The sequence below is a fragment of the Streptococcus hillyeri genome (assembly GCF_041081565.1).
Taxonomy (GTDB): Bacteria; Bacillota; Bacilli; order Lactobacillales; family Streptococcaceae; genus Streptococcus; species Streptococcus hillyeri.
This window is the reverse complement of record NZ_CP163513.1, coordinates 1,185,490-1,202,672: the sequence shown is the minus strand read 5'-3', so window position 1 is coordinate 1,202,672 and position 17,183 is coordinate 1,185,490. Positions and strand designations below refer to the sequence as shown.

At 39.6% G+C, this 17,183-nt stretch carries 13 protein-coding genes and 2 pseudogenes; 13 read left to right on the top strand and 2 right to left on the bottom strand.

Annotated features, from left to right (window positions below; genetic code table 11):
- Window positions 1-249: 249 nt before the first annotated feature.
- The 4 genes from AB6M99_RS05610 to AB6M99_RS05595 all read left to right on the top strand — a co-directional run bounded on the left by AB6M99_RS05610 (window position 250) and on the right by AB6M99_RS05595 (window position 4,884).
- Window positions 250-705, top strand: a complete 456-nt coding sequence (locus AB6M99_RS05610; protein ID WP_369350362.1) for an aldo/keto reductase — start codon at window positions 250-252, stop codon at window positions 703-705.
- A 54-nt stretch (window positions 706-759) separates the two neighbouring features.
- Window positions 760-2,253, top strand: a complete 1,494-nt coding sequence (locus tag AB6M99_RS05605; protein ID WP_369350361.1) for a family 1 glycosylhydrolase — start codon at window positions 760-762, stop codon at window positions 2,251-2,253.
- 793 nt (window positions 2,254-3,046) lie between these two features.
- Complete coding sequence (locus AB6M99_RS05600; protein WP_121834700.1) at window positions 3,047-3,754, top strand: YjjG family noncanonical pyrimidine nucleotidase; 708 nt, start codon at window positions 3,047-3,049, stop codon at window positions 3,752-3,754.
- Between the two features lie 104 nt (window positions 3,755-3,858).
- On the top strand, window positions 3,859-4,884 hold the full coding sequence (locus AB6M99_RS05595; protein ID WP_121834701.1) for a YeiH family protein: 1,026 nt from the start codon (window positions 3,859-3,861) through the stop codon (window positions 4,882-4,884).
- 110 nt (window positions 4,885-4,994) lie between these two features.
- Here AB6M99_RS05595 and AB6M99_RS05590 read toward each other — a convergent pair whose 3' ends face one another.
- Window positions 4,995-5,834: an aldo/keto reductase gene (locus AB6M99_RS05590; protein WP_121834702.1), complete on the bottom strand. Its 840-nt coding sequence runs from the start codon at window positions 5,832-5,834 to the stop codon at window positions 4,995-4,997.
- A gap of 42 nt (window positions 5,835-5,876) precedes the next feature.
- Window positions 5,877-6,998, bottom strand: a complete 1,122-nt coding sequence (locus AB6M99_RS05585; RefSeq protein WP_369350360.1) for a CdaR family transcriptional regulator — start codon at window positions 6,996-6,998, stop codon at window positions 5,877-5,879.
- Between the two features lie 348 nt (window positions 6,999-7,346).
- On the opposite strand from AB6M99_RS05585, the gene AB6M99_RS05580 reads away from it, so the two are divergent.
- The 9 genes and pseudogenes from AB6M99_RS05580 to garR all read left to right on the top strand — a co-directional run bounded on the left by AB6M99_RS05580 (window position 7,347) and on the right by garR (window position 17,165).
- On the top strand, window positions 7,347-8,687 hold the full coding sequence (locus AB6M99_RS05580) for a GntP family permease (protein WP_121834703.1): 1,341 nt from the start codon (window positions 7,347-7,349) through the stop codon (window positions 8,685-8,687).
- A 19-nt stretch (window positions 8,688-8,706) separates the two neighbouring features.
- Entirely contained in the window at window positions 8,707-10,050 is a 1,344-nt protein-coding gene (locus tag AB6M99_RS05575; RefSeq protein ID WP_369350359.1) for an enolase C-terminal domain-like protein, read from the top strand.
- Window positions 10,051-10,068: 18 nt separating this feature from the next.
- Window positions 10,069-11,205 (top strand): mandelate racemase/muconate lactonizing enzyme family protein, encoded by a 1,137-nt coding sequence (locus tag AB6M99_RS05570; RefSeq protein WP_369350358.1) that lies wholly within the window; start codon window positions 10,069-10,071, stop codon window positions 11,203-11,205.
- A gap of 37 nt (window positions 11,206-11,242) precedes the next feature.
- Window positions 11,243-11,482, top strand: a pseudogene (gene gudD / locus AB6M99_RS05565) (glucarate dehydratase); the annotation flags it as partial.
- A gap of 106 nt (window positions 11,483-11,588) precedes the next feature.
- Complete coding sequence (locus AB6M99_RS05560; RefSeq protein WP_369350352.1) at window positions 11,589-12,755, top strand: IS30 family transposase; 1,167 nt, start codon at window positions 11,589-11,591, stop codon at window positions 12,753-12,755.
- 256 nt (window positions 12,756-13,011) lie between these two features.
- A pseudogene (locus tag AB6M99_RS05555) lies at window positions 13,012-14,118 on the top strand (enolase C-terminal domain-like protein); the annotation flags it as partial.
- A gap of 11 nt (window positions 14,119-14,129) precedes the next feature.
- Window positions 14,130-15,026 carry a dihydrodipicolinate synthase family protein gene (locus AB6M99_RS05550; protein WP_369350357.1) on the top strand — a complete coding sequence of 299 codons (897 nt, stop codon included), beginning with the start codon at window positions 14,130-14,132 and terminating at the stop codon, window positions 15,024-15,026.
- Between the two features lie 13 nt (window positions 15,027-15,039).
- Window positions 15,040-16,182, top strand: coding sequence for a glycerate kinase (locus AB6M99_RS05545; protein WP_369350356.1), 1,143 nt, complete (start codon window positions 15,040-15,042; stop codon window positions 16,180-16,182).
- A gap of 101 nt (window positions 16,183-16,283) precedes the next feature.
- Window positions 16,284-17,165, top strand: coding sequence for a 2-hydroxy-3-oxopropionate reductase (garR, locus tag AB6M99_RS05540; RefSeq protein WP_121834707.1), 882 nt, complete (start codon window positions 16,284-16,286; stop codon window positions 17,163-17,165).
- Window positions 17,166-17,183: the final 18 nt, after the last annotated feature.

The window sequence follows — 17,183 nt, the reverse complement described above, 5'->3', positions numbered from 1 at the left end:
GTTATCTGTTGTCAGAGTTTTTGCTACGTAAAATTTAGCTATTTAGGTATAAAAATGATCATTTGCAGATATCTATTTTAAAAAGATAAATGTTAGATCATACCGATTAATGTATAAAAGAGAGTGAGGTAAAAGTCCTGATTTTGGAAGCATGACTTTTGTCTCACTTATTTTTACATAAAAAAACACTTGACTTGTAGTCAACTACAAGTGGTACACTATCACCATCAACAAAAAAGGAGAAATAAAATGACAAAACATACCGCATCAATCGTACTTGGAACATGGTCTTGGGGAACTGGAGGATTTGCTGGTGGTAATGTGGTTTTTGGCAATCATCTTGATACGACTGACTTGAAAGATGTTTTTTCGGTTGCTATGGAAAATGGTCTCAACACCTTTGATACTGCCTTTGCCTATGCTAATGGAGAATCTGAGAGGATTCTAGGTGAGTTAGTGAGCCAATATGACCGGTCAGAAGTCGTCCTATCTGACAAATTTACACCAGGAATGCAGGATGATACCAAAGAAAATCCAGTCGCAGATATGTTAGAAGGCAGTCTTAAGCGTCTGGGAACAGACGATATTGACATTTATTGGATTCATAACGCAGCTGATGTTGAACGTTGGACACCGTTTTTAGCAGATTTAGTTAAATCAGGGCGTGTGAAACGGATTGGTGTGTCGAAGCATCAGGTCAAGTGAATTCAGGTGATCAATTGGTTACAATTGAAGTCTAGTATAGGAAAGAGAATGATTATGTCAAACACAAAATTTCCAAAAGATTTTCTATGGGGTGGAGCCTTAGCTGCCACTCAGGCAGAAGGTGCGTACAATGTTGGTGGGCGCGGCCTTATCAAACTAGATGTTACAACAGGTGGAACAAAAGATATTCCTAGGCAAACAACCTATATTGATAAAGATGGTAAACCGGATACTGCTGCTGGTCGAGGTCATCATGCTGTTATTCCTGAAGGTGCTAAGTATGCCATCTTAGAAGACCATTACTATCCCAACCATGATGGTGTGGATTTCTATCATCGCTATAAAGAAGATATCAAGTTGTTTGCAGAGATGGGATATACCATTTTTAGGTTATCAATTTCTTGGAGTCGTATTTTTCCTAACGGAGATGATGCGGAGCCAAACCCTGAGGGGATTGAATTCTACCGTGATGTTTTTAAAGAATGCCATAAGTATGGAATAGAACCCTTGGTGTCTATCTGGCATTTCGATACTCCTCTTAACCTAGAAGTAAAATATGGTGGTTGGAACAACCGTAAATTGATTGACTTTTATGCAGAATATGCGAGAACTATTTTTACTGAGTATAAAGGATTAGTTAAATATTGGTTAACATTTAATGAAATCAATAATACTGTGATGATGTTAGATATGTTTGGCAGAACGGCAACAAATGAGATGTTCCAAAACGGTTTCCAACAACTTCATTATCAATTTGTTGCAAGTGCAAAAGGAGTACAAATTGGTCACGAGATTGACCCAGAAAATAAAATAGGATGCATGATTTGTGGAATCACTTTCTACCCTGCAACTTGTGATCCAAGAGATATTCTCGCAAATGAGTATAAGTGGCAACAAGGTATCTATTATTGTGGTGATGTGCAAGTTAATGGAGAGTATCCGACTTATGCTAAGCGTCTGTGGAATCAATATGATGTGAAACTTGATATGACAGATGAAGACTTAGAAGAACTCAAAAAAGGTAAAGTAGATATTTACACATTCTCTTACTACATGTCCAACAACGTCACTACTCATACATTGGATGAGAAAGACCGTGTTGAAGGTAATTATTCAACTGGTGCCCGTAATGAATATCTTGAGTACTCTGACTGGGGTTGGGCGGAAGACCCAGTAGGATTAACATACTATCTTGAAAAAATTTATGATCGCTACAAAATTCCATTGATGGTAGTTGAAAATGGACTAGGGGCAATTGATAAGGTGGAAGATGACGGAAGTATCCATGACAAGTATCGTATAAATTATCACAGAAGTCATATTGCTGCCATGTCCAAAGCAATTGAAAATGGAGTAGACTTGATTGCATATACAACTTGGGGTTGTATAGACATTGTTTCTTCTGGAACAGGAGAGATGAGAAAACGTTACGGCTTTATCTATGTTGATAAAGATGATGAGGGTAATGGAACATTCAATCGCACTCCAAAAGATTCATTCTATTGGTATCAGAAAGTTATTGCTTCTAATGGTGAAGATTTAGAATAAGATAGATAAAGTGAGGTTGGGACATAAATATCTCAACCTTCTATTTTTAATGGTAATAACAGATTGACGCAGTGGTTGATTGAAGGTCTGCAACTGGACACTTCTTCATTTTCAAGTGTCCACCTAAAATAGTCCACTGGACTATTTTACTACCACGCAATCGTTAGCGGCCATCCTAATCAACTGTGCGGAGGTGGGACGACGAAGTCAATTTCTTCGAAATCATGACTTCTGTCCCACTCTCTTTTTCATGAGAGGTTACGGAAAGTATAGTTGGGCACAAGTTTTATACTCATCGAAAATCAAAATTAGCATTTTAGAACCTCTAATACTTTTGAGGCACTATCGAACGAAGTGAGGCTGAAATGTTTCTTTCGCTATAGTGGTATTCTTAGCAGTGAAATTGCCCAGTGGACAGTTTCAGTCTGAGCTTAGAAATACAGGAGCTCAGAGTAAACTCTTGATAAGAACGGACTTTTTGGGAGAACTACAGAAATTGAGAATCAATTTCGTAGTAGTTCCCCCGCAAGGATGATTAGGTTGGACGCTGTCGAGTAGTCGACAAGTACAGCAAATCATCTACTGCGATAGAGATAAGCTCAAATCTAGCAATGAAACTCCGTAGGAGGTTTTGATATTGACTTTGTCAACTCTATTTCCCACCTCAAAAGGTTCCCCAAACCTTTTGAGCGTCCGCACTTTTAAGAAAGAAATAAAAAGTAATTTTTGATTTTTGTTAAGTATTAAATTATATGGTATAATAAATCCAATTACATACATGAGAGGTATAATGATGCCTTACAACTTTCTACTCTTCGACCTTGATCACACGCTTCTTGATTTTGGTGCGGCTGAGGATGTGGCTTTAGAAGCATTATTAACCGAAGCTGGTGTGACTGATATTCAATCTTATAAAGATTACTATGTACCGATGAATAAGGCTATGTGGGAGGATTTAGCTGCTGGGAAAATCAGTAAGCCCGACCTCATCCGCACGCGCTTTGCTAAGTTATTTGCTCGCTTCAATCAAGAGGTGGACGGTGCTTACATGGCTGAACGTTACCAGCACCACCTCAGTCAGCAGGGACAGGTGTTTGATGGGGTTCCAGAGTTTTTGGCGACCTTGTGCCAGCAGGGCTACCGTCTTTTTGGAGCAACCAATGGGGTGACCTTTATCCAAAAAGGTCGCTTAGCCCATTCAGGACTTGCCCCGTACTTTGAGAAGATTTTCATTTCTGATGAAGTTGGCCACCATAAACCTGACAAGGCGTTTTTTGAAACCATAGCAGAGCAGGTAGACGGGTTTGAAGCGCCAAAAGCTGTCATGATTGGAGATAGTCTTTCAGCAGATATTCAAGGCGGTAGCAATGCTGGGATTGATACGATTTGGTTTAATCCGATTCAGTTGGTCAACGAAAGCACAGCCATTCCAACCTATATTGCTGAGACTTATGACCAAATCGTGGACATTTTACAAGCCGCTGAAGCGAAAACACGCTAGTCACCAATGGCACATCAATCAAAAAGAGTGGATGAGTTCCATTCTTTTGTCGTTTTACAACGGCTTTAAAAAAGTCTATAATGGTCACAAGATAAGGAGAATATATGTTTGGACTACAGAAAAAATTACCTGGCTTGTTACTTTGTATCGGACTTGCTATACCAGCTTGGTTGTTTGGGAAGTGGCTTCCTTTAGTTGGGGCACCTGTTTTTGCGATTTTTCTTGGTATGCTAGTAGGACGTGTCCACCAAAACCGAGAAAAGACCCGTTTAGGAATCACTTTTACATCAAAATACCTGCTACAGACAGCTGTGGTACTCTTAGGCTTTGGCCTGAACCTTTCCCAAGTCTGGGCTGTTGGATTAACGTCGTTACCAATTATCATCAGCACCATCGTAACTGCACTACTCACCGCCTATGTCTTGCAGAAGTGGCTCAAACTGGATGTGAATACCACAACTCTAGTCGGTGTGGGCTCTTCTATCTGCGGAGGCTCTGCTATTGCCGCGACAGCGCCAGTTATCGAAGCCAAAGATGAAGAAGTGGCTAAGGCGATCTCCGTCATCTTCCTGTTCAATATCTTAGCTGCGCTTACTTTTCCAACGCTGGGAGAGGTGCTTGGGCTGTCCAATGAAGGTTTTGCCCTATTTGCGGGAACGGCAGTCAATGATACCTCTTCTGTGACGGCGACAGCGACAGCTTGGGACGCGATTCACGGTAGCAACGCCCTAGATGGGGCAACTATTGTCAAATTAACCCGTACCTTAGCCATTATTCCAATTACACTAGGCTTGTCTTTTTATCGAAGTTATCAGGTTTTGAAAAATGGCGGAGCTGCTCAGTCAACTTTTAGTTTTAAGCGATCTTTTCCGATGTTTCTCCTTTATTTCCTACTTGCTTCGCTGTTAACAACCGTAGTTAGTAGTCTGGGAATGACAGTAGAACTCTTTGACCAATTCAAAATCTTATCAAAATTCTTTATCGTCATGGCTATGGGAGCTATTGGCTTAAATACAGACATCATCACATTAGTCAAAACAGGCGGTCAAGCCATCGGTGTTGGTGCCACTTGTTGGATAGCCATAACTGTTGTCAGTCTAATGATGCAAAAAGCAATGGGGATGTGGTAAGACCGATGAAATGGACTAGTATAGCTCATGACCAATGCTCAACATGTAGGAGCAATACTTGAGATGCCAATACAAGAAAAAGCTGGGAAATCATTCCTAGCTTTTTAAGATTACTCCATGTCTAAAGCAACTCGATGACGTGGTGCTGGAAATAGCTGGTTTAAAAGGTCCAACTGTTTTGGGGTTAATGTTATCTGTTGGCAAGCTACTAATTGTTTCATGTGCTCTAGTTTGCCGCTTCTAGGAATGGATACCATGTTTTTCTGAGCAAGGGTAAAGCAGAGCAACAACTGGTAACAGTTTAGTTTTAAATCTGCTGCTAACGCTTGCAAATCTTGGTTGGTCAAAAGGCGACGATTCAAATCACCTGCCTGAGCTAACGGGCAGTATGCCATAGTCGGTATCTGATGAGCATCTTGAAAGGGTTTTAAAGCGTATTCAATTCCTCTTGAACCTAGATGGTAGAGAACTTGATTGGTTGCACACTGTTTACCATCTGGTAATTCAAGCAGCTCTTGCATATCTTCTAAATCAAAATTAGACACTCCCCAGTTCAGTATTTTCCCTTTCTTTTTCATTTGTTCGAGCATGTCAATTGTTTCATTCAGTGGGGTATTACCTCGCCAATGATAAAGGTAAAGGTCAAGATAGTCCGTTTTCAAACGACTTAGAGAAGCGTCAAGGCTAGCTTCTAACCGTTTAGCATTAGCATTTGAAGGCAAGACTTTTGACACAAGGTGAATCTTGTCACGTTGAAATGGCTGGATGGCTTTGCCAACTAACGTTTCGGCTCTGCCATTGCCATACATTTCTGCAGTATCAACGATAGTTACACCATTTGATAAGGCGTACTGTAACGCGGCAATTTCCTCTTTTTCTTTGTGGGGACTTTCGCCTAAAAACCAAGTACCGACACCGAGATGAGGTTGTGTGATGAGAGTGTTAGTCATAGAAATCTCCTTTATTTGATGTTGTTTTTATTAGTTAGAGGACTAATCTTGAAGTTTATAGAGGATTGAAGCCAATTTCAAGGTGAAAAAATCCGATAAAACACGAGGATCATAACCGGTTAAATCGGTTATTTTATTGAGTTGGTATTGGACGGTGTTTTTATGAATGAATAAGGTTTCCGCACATTGTTTAATGCTGCCATTGCATGATTCGTAAGTATCAAGCAGTGACAACATGTGTTCAATGTCTTGCTTGGGAAGGTCATTAAAAAGATTGTTTAGAAAATACGATTTGTTGCCGGCATTTACATCGTGTAAAACTAAACCATAAGCCATATCAGTGAAAGCTAAGGTTTGTTGATGTGAAAAATGTTTGTTCCAACTTAAAGCAGTTTTGGCCTGATCAATGCTTTTTTTAAGCTCGCCATGTCCTTTTCCAGGAGTTCCAGCTCCAAAAATCAGTGTAATATGGTATTTTTGTTCAAGAAGTTGACAGATTTGTTGGATGGTTGTTGTCACTTTTTGTGATTTTTGCGTGGGGAGAAGAGCTAGAAAAAGGTTTCCACGCATTTCAAAAATGGTACGTTTATCCTTACTAAGTAGATTTTCTAAATCGAGATAGAAGTGGCTTTGTTGCTCAAAAAAGTAATCGCTGGGACTATTCAGTGGGAGGCCAGCAATGGCCGTGTAATACTGATTGTCTATGTCGATACCATATACCATATCTAATGATCGCTGATTTTCTGCTGAATCATTATCTTGAATAATCGTAAGGATATGGGAGTGAGCATTTCTTCGATTGTAAACAACTTCTTTGGCCATATTGTTTAGGATGAGAACTTCGGTCATTTCTTTGATGATTTCACCATATTGTGAAACCTCCTCTTTTTTACCAGTTATTCCAATGACTCCAACCATTTGGTGGTCAATAGCAACAGGTAGATTGATGCCTTGTTTTGCTCCCTTGTACTGATCATCGTATTCGATAACGATGGCTTGATTGGCTTCGAGAACAAATTGTGCGCCTTGATGATTTTGTTGACCAATCCTGCTAGGGTCGGTACTGGCAATGATAATCCCCTCTGTCGAAAAGAAATTCAATTCTTGTTGAATAATATGTTTCATCCGGTTGACGATATCCTGAGCAAGTAGTGCATCAATCATAGGTTTTTCCTTTCGGCTTTAATATTCTTTAGACTAATTATACTACATTTAAAGAAGAGTAGGGTCAAAAAAAGAAGATAAGCTTAATGTGTTTCGTATTTTAGGTTTTGTTACAGAGACTAAAAATAAAGACAGAAAAAGGTTGAAAGTCTAGTTTGTGATACATTGAACAAAAACTTATGAATGCGTTATCATATTAACATGAAATATAAGGACTGCAACTTATTATCATAATATGTTGTAACCTCATCTTGTTGAGAAAGCTAGCGTCTTTACAAGAATGGTGTTACGTTGACTACACTACACTAATGTTAGCTGACATTAGTCATTAAAAAGGAGTTCATGACTATGGATAGTGGATTTATCAGTTTGCTAGGGATACTCTTAGCGCTATTCTTCCTCATTTGGGGATCATTTAAACAGATTCCAATTTTAGTATTGGGACCGGTTGCGGCAGTCGTTGTTATTTTCTTATCAGGATTGCCACTGACAGAGACGTTGACAGGTGAATACGCTGAGTCATTTGCTGGTTTTGCGAAAAGTAATTTCTTGATCTTCTTACCAGCAACTGTTCTTGGCTCTATGCTGGGTGATTCAGGCGCTGCACAAGATATTGCCAATAAAATCGCTGAGTGGTCAATGCGAAAAGGCGGCAAAAATGCTAAATTCTGGGTATTGATGGGTCTGTCACTTATTACAGCTATTCTTTCCTTTGGTGGTGTTAGTGGATTTGTCGTTATCTTCACCATTGCGCCAATCTGTTTCCGTATTTTTAAAGAACTAGACATTCCATGGCATTTTATCATAGCAGTATCAGTTTATGGTGGTTCAATGTGGACTGCAATTTTACCTGGTTCACCTGCTATTCAAAACTTGATTCCAATGGAGTCATTAGGAACTAAACCAACGGCTGCACCTGTTCTAGGGATTATTGCTGCGGGTGTTTCTATTCTCTTTGGGGCTTGGTATATTTGGTGGATGCTCAAGAGAAATGAGAATCGTGGCGAAGGATTTGAAAAGAGTGGTCACAAGATGGAAGCTGCTTCTCAAATTCTAGCGATGAAAGCTATGGACAAGAAAACCACAACGTTGGATTTTATTAAGGCTTTGACACCTTCAATTGTGTTGATTGTAGCAATGAATGTGTTTGATGTGGCACCATATCTTTCATTAACTTTAGGCTGCCTTGTTTGTTTTGCACTTTACTTCAATAAATTCGTGAATTTCCGAAACACAATGGCTGATGGTGTGAATTCAACCATGAAGTCAATCATGAATGTTGCAGCAGTCGTTGGTTTTGGTGGTGTTGTAGCAGTTGCACCTGGGTTTGATTATCTTGTTGCGAATTTGGATAAAATTCCTGGTCCACCACTCATTCAATTAGCTATCGCGACTAACTTGGTCGCAGGTATTACTGGTTCGGCATCAGGTGGTGAGGCAATTTCATTGAATGTATTTGCGCCTCGTTTCCTTAAACAAGGTATTAGTGCAGATGTCCTTCACCGTATGGTAAACATTTCTTGTTACGGTTTGGATTCATTGCCACATAATGGATCAGTTATTAACCGTTTAAATTACACTCATCTCACACACAAGGAAGGTTACTACCATGAATTTTGGCTTGGAGCTGCATTCCCACTAGTTAACTCAATATTCATTGCCGTTCTTGCCTCATTTGGTATTGTTTAAAAAGTAAAGGAAGTATCGTATGGGTAAAGCACCTAAAGTTGTTGAAATGGATATTTATCCTGTAGCGGGTCATGATAGCCCACTCTTAACCTTGAGTGGCTGTCATGCGCCGTATTTTACGAGAAACATCGTTGTTTTAAAGGATGAGACAGGTAACCTGGGCATTGGTGAGATTCATGGTGGTGAACATATTACTGAACAACTAAACAGTTATAAGCCATTTGTTATTGGTGAACGTGTTAGTGAATATCGTAAAGTTCTAACCAATATTCGCCGTAGTCGTCAACAATCTGCCGCTGACGATGGCAGTGGACTTCAAGAATTAAATATTTCAAATTTAAAATTCGTGGTTCAGTCTGAGGCGGCCATTGAATGTGCCATGCTTGATCTATTTGGTAAATTTTTAGAGTTACCGATTGCTGCACTGCTAGGAGAAGGTGGTGTGCAGCGTGATGAAGTGGAATTTTTAGGCTATCTCTTCTATTCAGCAGATTCAAATAAAATAGATTTGCCATATGAAAAACCAGATGGAACAGATTCGTGGGAGTCACTTCGACGGTCTGAGATGATGACACCAGAAGCGATTGTAAAGCAAGCTAGTGTTCTAAAAGATAAATACGGCTTCAATAATTTTAAATTAAAAGGTGGCGTCCTTTCTGGTGAAGAAGAAATGAAATCTGTAGATGCTCTAAAGGCTGCTTTCCTTGATGCCAGAATCAATATTGATCCTAATGGGGCTTGGTCACTAGAAGAAGCGATTCGTTTGTCGCAAGGTCGTAAAGATGTTCTGACCTATATCGAGGACCCTTGTGGACCAGAGTCTGGTTTCTCTAGTCGTGAAGTTATGGCAGAATACCGTGATGCCACAGGCATTCCCGTAGCAACCAATATGATTGCAACTAACTGGAGACAATTTCATCATGCGGCAGCGCTAAGAAGTGTGAATATTGTGTTAGCTGATCCTCATTTCTGGACATTAGATGGCAGTGTTCGTATGGCTTATCTGCTTAATGAGTGGGGACTGACGTGGGGGTCACATTCGAACAATCATTTTGACATTACTTTGGCTACTTTCGTACACGTTGCGGCAGCTGCACCAGGTAACATTGCTCCAGTTGATACTCACTGGATTTGGCAAGATGGTGAGTCCTTACTGAAAGAACCAATTGAAATCAAGGATGGTAAGATTAAGCTGTTTGACAAACCTGGATTAGGAGTCGAGATTGATCTTGACAAGTTGAAAAAACAGCATGAACTTTACAAACAAATGCCGTTTAAAGATCGTGATGATACGATTGCCATGCAATATTTAGAAGAAGGTTGGACCTTTGATCCAAACCGTCCCGTTTTTTGTCATAAATAATGGCAAGAGGTAAGGAATATGACTTATCAAGTAGATAAAATTACAGAAATTGAAGTTAAATTAATTTGTGTTCCGTTGAAGAAAGCTGTTAGCGATGCCAAGGTTATCCAAGGGAAACAGACGCCCTTAAAAGAAGTCATGATAACTGCTGCAATAATCAAAACAGAAGCAGGATATACAGGAATGGGGTACACTTACTGCAAACGGTTTGGTGGGCCCGCTCAATATGCTCTTGCTAAAGAATATGCGCCGTTGTTAATTGGGGAAGATCCAAATGATATTAGTCGTTTATGGGATAAATTGCTTTGGTCAAGTATTTCAATTGGAGATTCTGGTGTTGCTGTTCAAGCTATCACACCGTTTGACATCGCTCTCTGGGACATCAAGTCTCAGCGAGCAGGGCTTTCTTTAAGTAAATTGCTAGGACAACATAAAGAATTTGTACCTTGTTACAATACAACAGGAGGATTTTTACAAGACTCTATTGATGAAGTTATCGCCCATGCCCATTCTGTACTGGAACAAGGAGTTGGTGGGATAAAAATCAAAGTTGGACAAAAAGACTACATGGAAGATGTTCGCCGTGTAGCAGCCCTACGAAAAGCATTAGGGGATGATGTCCCAATTATGGTTGATGCTAATCAACAATGGGATGTTTCAACAGCGCTTAAAGCTGGGAAGTATTTTGATGAATATAACCTAGTTTGGTTAGAAGAACCAGTTAAAGCTCATGATGTTGACGGTCACTTACGATTATCACAAGTGCTAGGAACACCGATAGCGACTGGTGAAATGTTAACCAGCTTTGCTGAAGGATTACCATACTTTGAAAAACGTGCCTTTGATGTCTGTCAGTTGGATTGCCCTCGAATTGGTGGTATCACACAATACCGTAAGGTCATTCAGAGAGCAGAAGAGAATAATATCACGTTAGCACCGCATTATAGCATGGAGTTGCATTTACCACTAGCAGCTTGCTATATTGGTGATGCTTGGGTTGAACATTTTGAATGGTTTGAAACCGTTGGATTGTTCAATGAAAAAATTGAATTAGTTGATGGAAAAATGAAAGTGCCAACGCGTCTTGGTTTGGGATTGAGCTTTAACGAAGCTACCTTACCAAGTCTTCAATTGGATGCGACTGTATTTCATTAATCAGAAGTTAGTATAAGAAAGTGAAGAGGAGAAAATAATGTCAGTACCTACAGTTGTTAAAATGGATGTCTACCCTGTTGCAGGATATGATTCAATGCTATTGAATTTGAGTGGTGCACACGGCCCATACTTCACGAGAAATATCGTGATTTTGGAAGATAGTTCAGGAAATCTCGGTGTTGGTGAAGTACCAGGTGGTCAAAAAATTACAGATACGCTTGAAAAAGTAAAAGACCTTGTTGTTGGTCGTAGTATCGGTGAATATAAAAAGGTAATTTCCCAAAGTAATTTCCACTTTAGCTTTCGAAGTGGAAATTAGTCTAAAACGGATTTTTATGGTGGAATTAAGTCTGAGACGTTTGTGTTAGAAATGAGTCCTTACTATGACAAAATATAAACACCTTACCCTCTCAGACCGCAATGACATCCAACTTGGCTTAGAACGTGGAGAAACCTTCAAAGCCATTGGACAAACTATCCTAAAAGATCCTACTACCGTTTCCAAAGAGGTCAAACGTAACAGACAGGTCAGAACCTCTACCAGTGATGGGCTTCCTTGCCCTCTCATTGATAAATCCCCATTTGTCTGTAACGGATGTCCTAAGAGAAGACAAAATTGTGGCTACAAGAAAATCTTCTACCTCGCTAAACAGGCTCAAAAACAATACGAACAAACCCTCGTTGAGGCTCGAGAAGGAACACCTCTCAACTCTCAAACGTTCTGGGATATGGATAAAGTCATTTCTGATGGTGTGAAAAAGGGACAACACATCTATCACATCCTTAAAACGCATAACCTTGATGTCAGTTCCTCAACCGTCTATCGACACATCCGTAAAGGATACCTTTCTATCGCTCCTATTGATCTGGCTAGAGCTGTAAAATTCAAAGAAAGGCGCAAATCTATCCTGCCTTCTATCCCTAAAGAAGCTAAAAAAGGGCGTTCTTATGAGGACTTCCAAAACTACCTGACACATAGACAACTGACCTCTTGGCTTGAAATGGACACCGTTATTGGACGGGTTGGCGGAAAAGTATTACTCACCTTCAATTTGTCTTTCTGTAACTTTATCTTCGCTAGACTTCTGGACAATAAAACCGCTCTTGAGGTCGCTAAACACTTCTATGTCATCAAGAACACACTTTATGAGGCTGATAGAAATTTCTTCGATGTTTTCCCTATCATTCTTACAGATAATGGCGGAGAATTTGCCAGAGTTGATGACATCGAGATGGATATCAGAGGTGAGATTAAACTATTCTTTTGTGACCCTAATCGCTCTGACCAGAAAGGAAAAATTGAGAAAAATCACTCCCTTATTCGCGATATTCTACCAAAGGGAACTTCTTTTGATAACTTAACTCAGGACGATATCAACCTAGTCTGTTCTCATGTCAATAGCGTGAAACGCGCTGCTTTGAATGGGAAATCAGCTTATGAGCTCTTTACCTTTACCTATGACGAAGAACTGGCTAAACTTCTTGGCATTTCCTTAATTCCCGCAGAAGACGTCTGTCAGTCCCCAAAATTACTCCAACATAAATTCTAAAAACTAATCTAAATATAAGCCACTCAAACGTCTCACACTAACTTCCACCATAACGGAACTTAATCTGAAACGCTTTCAGATGAGGGGATTTTGTGTACCCTTTTTTCACCTAAATTCGCCTAAAAATGCAATAAAATCAACCATTATAAAAACCAGTGGAACTTACCCTGACACGGATTTCCACTGGTTGTTAGAGGTTTTATCAGATTAACTTCCACTTTAACAGACGGTGGAAGTTAGTTTGGGAATTTAGCGTGAATATAAAAATATTGTAAAAGAAATTGGCGAGAAATTTGGTGCTCTCGATTCAGGTGGTCGTGGTCTTCAAACCTTTGACTTGAGAACAACTGTTCACGTTCAAACAGCAGTTGAAACGCCACTTCTTGATCTTCTTGGTCAACATTTGAAAGTGCCAGTAGCTGCCCTTCTTGGAGATGGTCAAGTGCGTGAAGATGTGCCATTCCTTGGATACCTTTTCTACGTTGCTGATCCAAATAAAACAGATCTACCATACCTTCAAGGCGATGATGAATCAGATGATTGGGGACGTCTTCGTCGTAAAGAAGCAATGACACCAGAAGCGATTGTTGAGTTGGCAAAAGCAGCTTACAAACGTTATGGTTTCAAAGACTTCAAACTGAAAGGTGGAGTATTAGAAGGAAAAGAAGAAGCTAAAGCTATTAAAGCGCTTAAAAAAGAATTCCCAGATGCTCGTATCACCCTAGATCCAAATGGTGCTTGGTCACTTAAAGAAGCTATTGAAATTGGTAATGATTTAAAAGGTATTGCAGCTTATGTTGAGGATCCATGTGGTGCTGAGGATGGTTTCTCAGGACGTGAAGTTATGGCAGAATTTGTGAAAGCAACTGGCATTCCAACAGCAACAAACATGGTTGCTACTGACTGGAGACAAATGCAACATTCTGTGGCCCTACATTCTGTAACTATTCCATTGGCGGATCCTCACTTCTGGACAATGCAAGGGTCTACACGTGTTGCTCAAATGTGTCATGATTTTGGTATGACATGGGGAGTTCATTCAAACAACCACTTTGATATTTCACTTGCTATGGTTGCTCATGTTGGTGCCGCTGCGCCTGGAACAATTAACGCCTGCGATACACACTATATCTGGCAAGATGGTCAATTCTTGACAAAAAATCCTCATAAAATTGAAAATGGTGTGATTCATATTGCTAAAGATTCTGTCGGACTAGGTATCACACCAGATTTGGAAGCTATTAAAAAAGCAAATCAACTTTACCTTGAAAAAGGTTTAGGTGCGCGTGATGATGCAACAGCTATGCAATACTTGATTCCAGGTTGGGAATTTGACAATAAAAAACCAAGTTTAGTTCGTTAAGGAGATCTATAGTGATTGATAGAAATACTGTCAAGGGGATTGTAGTACCAATTATTACCCCCGTTGATGATAATGAAAATATCGATGATGTGCGACTTAGAAAAATCGTTAATCATGTGATTGAAAATGGTGTTCATGGCATACTAGCATTTGGTAGCAATTCAGAGTTTTACATGTTTGAAACAGATGAAATGCTCCATGCCTTAGATGTCATCATTGAAGAAACTGCGGGACGAGTTCCAGTTTACTTTGGAATTGGTGCTATTAGAACGCGCAAATGTGTTCAAATTGCACAAGAAGCTGCTAAGCGTGATATTGCTTTAAATCCGATGTTTATTAAACCAACATCGGAAGCTCTCTACAATCACTTTAAAACAATTGCAGAGAGTGTTTCTGAGACAGCGGTATTGATTTACAATAATCCTGGTCGTTCAGGATACAGCGTTCCACTTGACATTATTGTTCGTTTAGCGCATGATGTAGATAATATCGTTGGTATTAAAGATTCTAGTGGTGATATTACATTTTGTAGTGAATTGATTCGACAAACACAAGATGTTGATTTCCGTGTGATGACTGGTAAAGATACCACTGTTTTCCCAGGGTTATGCGTTGGAGCTGTTGGAAGTGTTTGCTCAACGGCTAATATGTACACTAAATTGGTAAGTAGCATTTATGATCATTATGTAGCTGGAAATATTAAAGAATCACTAGCAGCGCAATTTAGGCTAAATCCGATTCGCCTATCACAAGATGCTGCAAGTTTCCCTGCTGCAACAAAAGATATGGCGAACTTAATGGGATTAGATGTAGGAAAATCAATTTTACCAACTGAAGCAAGTACAGGGACTGTATTAGAAAATATGAAGGCTGAAATGCGTAAAGGTGGTTTTTTAGCAGATAGTTAACAGGAGGAGTCGTATGGGAAAAAAAATTGTCATTGCATCTGATTCATTTAAGGGCAGTGCCAGTTCTAAAGAAATTGGAACCTATATTGCTGATGGTATCCATAGCCTATACCCTGACTATGACACAACTATTTTTTCAATTGCCGATGGTGGTGAAGGAACTGTAGATGCCATTCTTGAGGTTAATAAAGGCCATAAAGTAACGATTGAAGTACAAGGTCCTTTAGGAAATCCAGTGGAAGCTTCCTATGGCATCATTGATGATGGCAAGACTGCTGTTATGGAAATGGCAGCCGCTTCAGGAATTACTTTAGTCCTTACTTCAGAACTTGATGTCTTGAAAGCGTCAACTTATGGTACTGGTCAAATGATTAAAGATGCCATTGAAAAACATGTTGAACGCATTTACATTGGTATTGGAGGTTCTGCTACCAATGACGGTGGTATGGGGATGGCAAGTGCTTTAGGAGCGAAATTCTTTGACGAAGATGGTCTTTCACTTGAGGCTAAAGGAGAAAACCTTTCTAGAATTGTTAACTTAGATATTTCAGAACTTGAAACATTGGTAGATGGTGTTGAAGTGATTATTTTATCTGATGTCACCAATCCTCTTTGTGGGCCAAATGGTGCAACGGCAGTCTATGGTCCACAAAAAGGTGCAACGCCTAGTCTCATTCCTGTTTTGGATGACGGACTTGCAAATTTTGCTCAAGTTATTGAAAAGTATCTCAAAAAAGATGTTAAAGATCTACCAGGGGCAGGTGCTGCGGGTGGCTTAGGAGCTGGTTTAATGGCTTTTCTAAACGGAAAAACAGAACGTGGCATTGATAAAATTTTAGAGTTAATCCATATCGAAGAAGATATTGCAACATCAGACCTAGTCATTACTGGTGAAGGTAGAATGGATGGTCAATCGATTAATGGGAAGGCACCGCTTGGCATAGCGACTATCGCTAAACGCTATCAAGTTCCAGCTGTTGCTATTGTTGGAAGTTGCTCGAATGATTTGACTGAGGTTTACGATTTAGGAATTTCAGGTGTCTTTGATATCATTAATCGACCAATGACTTTAGATGAAGCGATGCTCCAAACTCCAGAACTTGTGAAATCAGTCAGTCGCAATGTAATCAGTTTATTTAGTTTTCTAAACAAATAATCACGTTAAAATGGTATGAAATATAGTATGTGTACTATATCATGGTTATATGATATTTGTTAGAATTATAGCTATAGAAGTCAGAAAGGAAATAAGAAAGAATGAAAATTGGTTTTGTTGGTCTAGGAATCATGGGGAAACCTATGGCAATCAATTTGGTTAAAGCAGGGCATGAAGTATATGGCTTTGACTTTAATCCAAAAAGTGTTGAAGAATTAGTCGCAGCAGGTGGACATGCTGCAGAAAGTGGTAAAGTAGCAGCTGAAGTTGCTGAGCTTGTGATTACCATGTTACCAAATTCACCACACGTAAAAGCAGCCTTGTTTAATGAAAATGGTATCGCAGAAGGTCTTTCAGCTGGTAAAACAGTTATTGACATGAGTTCAATTTCACCAGTAGCAAGTAAAGAATTCTCTGAAAAATTGAAAGAATTGTCAGTTGATTTCTTAGATGCTCCTGTTTCTGGTGGAGAACCAAAAGCTATTGACGGTACTATTGCGGTTATGGTTGGCGGAGATGAGACAGTCTTTAATCGCTATAAGAATGTTCTTCAGGCTATGGCAAGTAGTGTAACATTGGTGGGTGAAGTTGGTGCAGGTAACTTGACTAAACTTGCTAATCAGATGATTGTGGCGGTTAATATTGCTGCCGTTTCAGAAGCTTATTCATTGGCTAAAAAAGCTGGTGTTGAACCATCACGTGTTTATGAAGCGATTCGTAGTGGTTTAGCTGGCTCAACAGTTATGGATCAAAAATCTCAAAAAATGTTTGATGGAGATTTTGCTCCAGGTTTCCGTATTGACTTGCATATTAAAGATTTGCAAAATGCTTTGGATGCCTCACATTCCTTTAATGTTGCTACACCATTTACAGCACAAGCAATGGAAATACTTCAGGTCTTGAAAGCTCATGATTACGGTTCAGAGGATCACTCTGCTATTGCTCGATACTATGAATTGGTTAATGGGCAAAAGTTACAATAATCAATCGTTTAAGCCGGT